Here is a 536-nt window from a genome sequence, read left to right on the forward strand (position 1 = left end):
ATCGCTTTTTGTCTCGATCATGCTAAGATTTCACCTCCAACAGGTACATCTTATGGGGGAGGTAATGCTTATAAGAATGAACAGGTTAGGACAATTCTTTATTATGGGTACGGTGGAGTAGAAAACGAAGTAGGTAACAATGATACAGGTCTTGTTGCCACAACAATTGCTTTAGATTCTGTTATGAACAACAATCATTCATCTGGACGTGAAAGAATACCAGGATACAAGAAACTGATGGAACACGCTAAGAAAAAAGATGTTCCATCAACTAGTATCAAGTTTTCAAAGACAAAAGTGCAAAGCTACTTAGAAGGAAATGTACAAAAGACTGAGAAAATTACCTTTAATGCCGATAAGAAAAATTCAATTACTCTAAACATCCCAAAAGAAGTAACTTTGCATTATGAAGGGAAAAAATTTTCTAATAAAAAAGTTAAGATTACTGGCGGAGGAAGTTTTCATTTTACTGCTCCTCTTGATTACGGAAAAGACATAAAATATGAAAAATTAAAACCTTCTCTTGGTAAATATCA

Annotated in this window: 1 protein-coding gene; it reads left to right on the forward strand. The window is 33.8% G+C overall.

Going from position 1 to position 536, the window contains the following annotated elements; translation table 11 throughout:
* Positions 1–536 (forward strand): hypothetical protein (locus WDC82_RS25135; protein WP_340120198.1); only part of this gene is annotated, 536 nt, incomplete at both ends.

The sequence above is a fragment of the Pelagibius sp. 7325 genome (assembly GCF_037652055.1).
Lineage (GTDB): Bacteria > Pseudomonadota > Alphaproteobacteria > Kiloniellales > Kiloniellaceae > Pelagibius.